4 protein-coding genes are annotated in these 4,598 nt (G+C 73.8%); 3 read left to right on the top strand and 1 reads right to left on the bottom strand.

Going from position 1 to position 4,598, the window contains the following annotated elements:
- From ABZ641_RS26410 to ABZ641_RS26400, 3 genes are all read left to right on the top strand, one after another.
- On the top strand, positions 1-1,285 hold a 1,285-nt coding region (locus tag ABZ641_RS26410), incomplete at its 5' end, for a DUF1996 domain-containing protein (protein ID WP_359985541.1).
- Positions 1,286-1,441: 156 nt separating this feature from the next.
- The gene (locus ABZ641_RS26405; protein WP_359985538.1) at positions 1,442-2,500 is read left to right on the top strand and encodes a LacI family DNA-binding transcriptional regulator; all 1,059 of its coding nucleotides are present in this window, start codon (positions 1,442-1,444) and stop codon (positions 2,498-2,500) included.
- Between the two features lie 127 nt (positions 2,501-2,627).
- The gene (locus ABZ641_RS26400; protein ID WP_359985536.1) at positions 2,628-3,776 is read left to right on the top strand and encodes a CapA family protein; all 1,149 of its coding nucleotides are present in this window, start codon (positions 2,628-2,630) and stop codon (positions 3,774-3,776) included.
- A gap of 214 nt (positions 3,777-3,990) precedes the next feature.
- Here the strand turns inward: ABZ641_RS26400 and ABZ641_RS26395 are convergent, their stop codons facing one another.
- On the bottom strand, positions 3,991-4,398 hold the full coding sequence (locus ABZ641_RS26395) for a hypothetical protein (protein WP_359985533.1): 408 nt from the start codon (positions 4,396-4,398) through the stop codon (positions 3,991-3,993).
- Positions 4,399-4,598 lie beyond the last annotated feature (200 nt).

Raw genomic sequence — 4,598 nt, 5'->3', positions numbered from 1 at the left:
TCAGCAACCGGCACGAGCTGACCCGCTGGGCGACGGCCCGCCGGCTGGTCTGAGGCGGATGCAGGTGCGTCCGCCCGGTCGTTCCGGCGGGCGGTACCCGACCAGCCGGTGGGCCTCGAACTGGAGCGACCCGCAGTGGATCCAGATCGACCTCGGCGGTCCGGCGACGGTCAGCAAGGTCGAACTCAGCTGGGAGGCGGCGTACGCCACCGCCTACCAGCTGCAGACCTCGTCCGACGCCGCCACCTGGTCGACGATCTACTCGACCACCACCTCGGCCGGCGGCGTGCAGTCGCTGAACGTCAACGGCACCGGCCGGTACGTCCGGCTCAACGCCACCCAGCGGGCCACCCAGTACGGCTACTCGCTGTACGAGTTCAAGGTGTACGGCACCGTCACCACCCCGCAGACCGGCTACGTCCTCGCGAACCCGCAGGTGACCGGGGTGACGCCGTCCACGGCCAACCCGCCGCACACCTACTTCCACGAGTTCCAGGCGAACTGCTCGCCGACGCACAACCTGCCGGACGACCCGATCGTCTTCCCCGGGCTGGCCGGCGCCTCGCACATGCACACCTTCATGGGCAACACCACCACCACGGCGACCTCCACCCCGGCCTCGCTGGCGGCGGGCGGCACCACCTGCCTCGCCCCCGGTGACAAGTCCGCCTACTGGATGCCGACCATGTACAACGGCGCCACGGAGGTCAACCCGGTCGGCCTGCAGACCATCTACTACAAGACGGGGGTGACCGACTACACCTCGGTGCGGCCGTTCCCGCCGGGTCTGCGGTTCGTCGTGGGCAGCCCGTCCGCGACCCAGACGGAGTTCGCCACCAACCCGGGCTACGTGGCCGGCTGGGAGTGCGGCAACAGCTACCACAACACCGACCTGCCGACCTCCTGCCCCGGCGGCGGCGCGGTCAACCTGCGCTACCAGGCCCCCAGTTGCTGGAACGGCCTGTACCTGGACACCCCCGACCACAAGAGCCACATGGCCTACCCGGTCAACGGTGTCTGCCCCTCCACCCACCCGGTGGCGCTCCCGATGATCGAGTTCAAGATGGCGTGGCCGGTGCCCTCCGGCGACCTCTCGCAGCTGCGGCTGGCGAGCGGCCGGGGGTACTCCTTCCACTACGACTTCTTCAACGCGTGGGACGCGCCCACCCTGGCGGCGCTGGTGAACCACTGCATCATCGGTGGCCTCCAGTGCAACGCACGCGGCTACGACGAGACCCAGCCCGGGCGCGGTGCGGCGCTGAACGAGCAGTACCTGCTGCCCTGACGCCCGTCGGCCGACCGTCGCCCCCGTCCTCCCCGCTCCCCCGGGGAGGACGGGGGCGCACGGCGTGCGGCGAGCCCGGTCCGGGGCGGGCAACAGCGCTGGTGAAGGCCCGGGAACAGTCGGATAGAGCGCTCTCCCACATGCTATAAAAGGCTCATGAGCGAAGCCCTCCGCCCGGCCGCCCAGCGCTCCGCGACCCTGGAGGACGTGGCCCGGGTCGCCGGCGTCTCCCGCGCGACCGTCTCCCGCGTGATCAACGGTATCCGCAACGTCGACCCGGCCATCCAGGAGAGCGTCCGCCGGGCCGTCGCCTCCACCGGGTACGTGCCCAACGGCGCCGCCCGCTCGCTGGTCACCCGCCGTGCCGGCGCCCTCGCCCTGGTCGTCTCCGGCAGCGGCACCGACGGGCGGGACGAGGAGGCCGGCCGGACGCAGGTCTTCACCGACCCCTTCTTCGGCCGGGTGGTCAGCGGCGTCTTCACCGGTCTGCGCCCGCACGGCGTCCACCCGGTGCTGATGCTCGCGGACGCCCCGGAGGCCCGCGAGCAGGCGCTCTCCTACCTCAAGCAGGGCAACGCCGACGGCGCCATGGTGGTCTCCACGCACGCCGACGACCCGATGCCCGGCCTGCTGCTGGCCGCCGGCGTGCCCACCGTGCTCTTCGGCCGCCCGGCCGCCCCGCTGCCGGTCAGCTGCGTCGACCTGGCCAACCGGGACGGCGCCCGGCTCGCCGCCGACCACCTGTACGCCCGCGGCCGCCGGCGGGTGGTGACCATCGCCGGGCCGCCCGCGGTGCGCGCCGCCCGCGACCGGCTGGAGGGCTTCCACGAGGCGATGGCCCGCCACGGCATGCCGTACCTGCCGCACGCCGAGGCGGACTTCACCCAGGCCGGCGGTGAGCGGGCGATGACCCGGCTGCTCGTCGAACACCCGGACCTCGACGGGGTGTTCGCCGCCAACGACCTGATGGCGCAGGGGGCCGTCGCGGTGCTGCGCGACCACGGCCTGCGGGTGCCGGAGGACGTCGCGGTGGTCGGCTTCGACGACAGCAGCGCGGCCACCGCCGGCCGGCCGCCGCTCACCACCGTCCGGCAGCCGGTGGAGGAGATGGCGGCCGAGATGGCCCGCATCCTGCTGGACGTGCTGGCCCGCCCCGGCCGCGGCGCCACCTCGGTGATCTTCGAGCCGGAGCTGGTCGTCCGCCGGTCCTCCTGATCTGCTGTCAGGCTCATGCGGAATCAAGTCCTCCACATATGTGCGCGAGTTATGGGGATCGTGCGGATGGATGTGCGGATCGTGTCGTAGAGTTGGCGCGTACAGTTCGATGACCGGGGGGATTGTCGTGCGCCGTGCCGCGCCTGCTGCTGCGCTCGTGCTGGGCCTGGCCTGCCTGACGTCCTGCGGCAGCCACCCCGGTCCGGCCGCCGACCGTGCCACTGCCGCCACCACCGCCGCCGCGCCCGCAGGTTCGGGCTCCGCCGACCCCGCCGCGTCCGGCGCCCCGTCCGCCCCGGCCGCCCCCTCCGGCTCCGCCGCGGCCGGCGGCACCATCACCGTCGCCTTCGCCGGCGACGTCCACTTCGAGGGCCGGACGGCGTCCCGCCTCGCCGGCGGCCCCGACACCGCACTCGGCCCGATCTCCCGCACGCTCGCCGCCGCCGACCTCGCGGTGCTCAACCTGGAGACGGCGATCACCGGCCGCGGCGCGCCCGAGCCGAAGACCTACACCTTCCGCACCAGTCCCAAGGCGCTGCAGACGCTCCGCGACGCGGGCGTGGACGTGGTCTCGCTGGCCAACAACCACGCCGTGGACTTCGGCGCCGCCGGCCTCGCCGACACGCTCGCCGCCAAGGCCTCCTCGCCGATCCCGGTCGTCGGCTTCGGCCGCAACGCCGAGGAGGCGTACGCCCCGTACGTGACGACGGTCAAGGGCGTGAAGGTCGCGGTGCTCGCCGCCAGCCAGGTCCAGGACCTCACCAACCAGAAGTGGCGGGCCGGTTCGTCCAAGCCCGGGATCGCCTCCGCCCTCGACCCGGCCGCGCTCCTGCGGGCCGTCACCGAGGCCAGGCGCCAGGCCCCGGTCGTGCTGGTCTACCTGCACTGGGGCGAGGAGGGCCACACCTGTCCGACCGGCGCCCAGACCGACCTCGCCCGCAAGCTCTCCGCGGCGGGCGCCACCGCGGTGGTCGGCACCCACGCGCACACCATGCTGGGCTCCGGCATGCTCGGCGACACCTACGTGGCGTACGGCTTCGGCAACTTCCTCTGGTACGGCACCTCGAACTACACCGACTCCGACGAGACCGGTGTCACCACGCTGACCCTGAGCGGGGACGGCCGCACCGTCGGCGAGCGGTTCACCCCCGCGCACATCGACAAGCGCGGCGTCCCGGTGCCGCAGTCCGGTGCCGCCGCGACCGCCGCCCAGCATCGCCGCGACCGGCTGCGCACCTGCACCGGCCTCGCCCCGGCGCCCGCGGCCCGCGACTGAACCCGCGGCCCCGCCCCGGCCGAGGCCGGACCCACGATCGGCCGCGCCCACGCACCGGCACGGCCGCGGACCCGCTGGGACACGGCGTGAGCAGCCCTGAACGCTCGCGCCGCCCAGCGGCCCGCACCCCTCGGGGTCGGTCTTCACGGGGCCCGGGTGCGGGTGCGGGAGGTCCCCCACCCGCTCCCGAGCCGACCTTCCGGGCGCTTCGGCATCAACTCCGGGGCCCGGCCGTGGTCAGCGGTCCGCCGTGCGGGGCCGGGGCGTAGGCCCGTTCGTGCCACCAGGAGGCGTCGACCTCGACCTCCTCCCACTCCGCGGTGCGGCGCAGGATGTGGGCGGTGATCCGTTCGGGCAGCCGGACGGCGTGCTCCCGCACGTAGTGCGCGAGGCCGGAGGGCCAGAGGTACTCGCCGTCGGTGAACTCGGCCGAGCCGTTGACCTCGCCGCAGATGCGGCATCTCGAGACGCCGAGGAACTGGCGGGCGACGTGGCCGTGTTCCAGGTAGTCGGCGACCTCGGAGCGTTCCCACATCTCCCACTCCGGGTCCACCAGGGCCGCGGGGTCGGGCAGGTCCGGGCTCTCGGGGGAGCACCAGTATCCGAACAGCGTCAGCCTCACGGCGCGCCCCTCCCTCCCGGGCGCCGGCCACGCTCCTGACGCCCGCTCACATTCGGCGATGTGATCCGAAGCCTGCGACAGGTGCCGGGTGCACGTCAACGGCTGGGCGTCAGGAGCCGCGCAGGCGCTCGATCTCCCGGCGGTCGCGCTTGGTCGGGCGGCCGGTGCCGCGGTCCCGCAGTGCCGTCGGCGCTGCGAAC

The sequence above is a fragment of the Kitasatospora sp. NPDC007106 genome (assembly GCF_040634455.1).
Lineage (GTDB): Bacteria > Actinomycetota > Actinomycetes > Streptomycetales > Streptomycetaceae > Kitasatospora > Kitasatospora arboriphila.
Note: the sequence above shows the minus strand (reverse complement) of the source record. Positions and strands in the feature narration are given on the sequence as shown.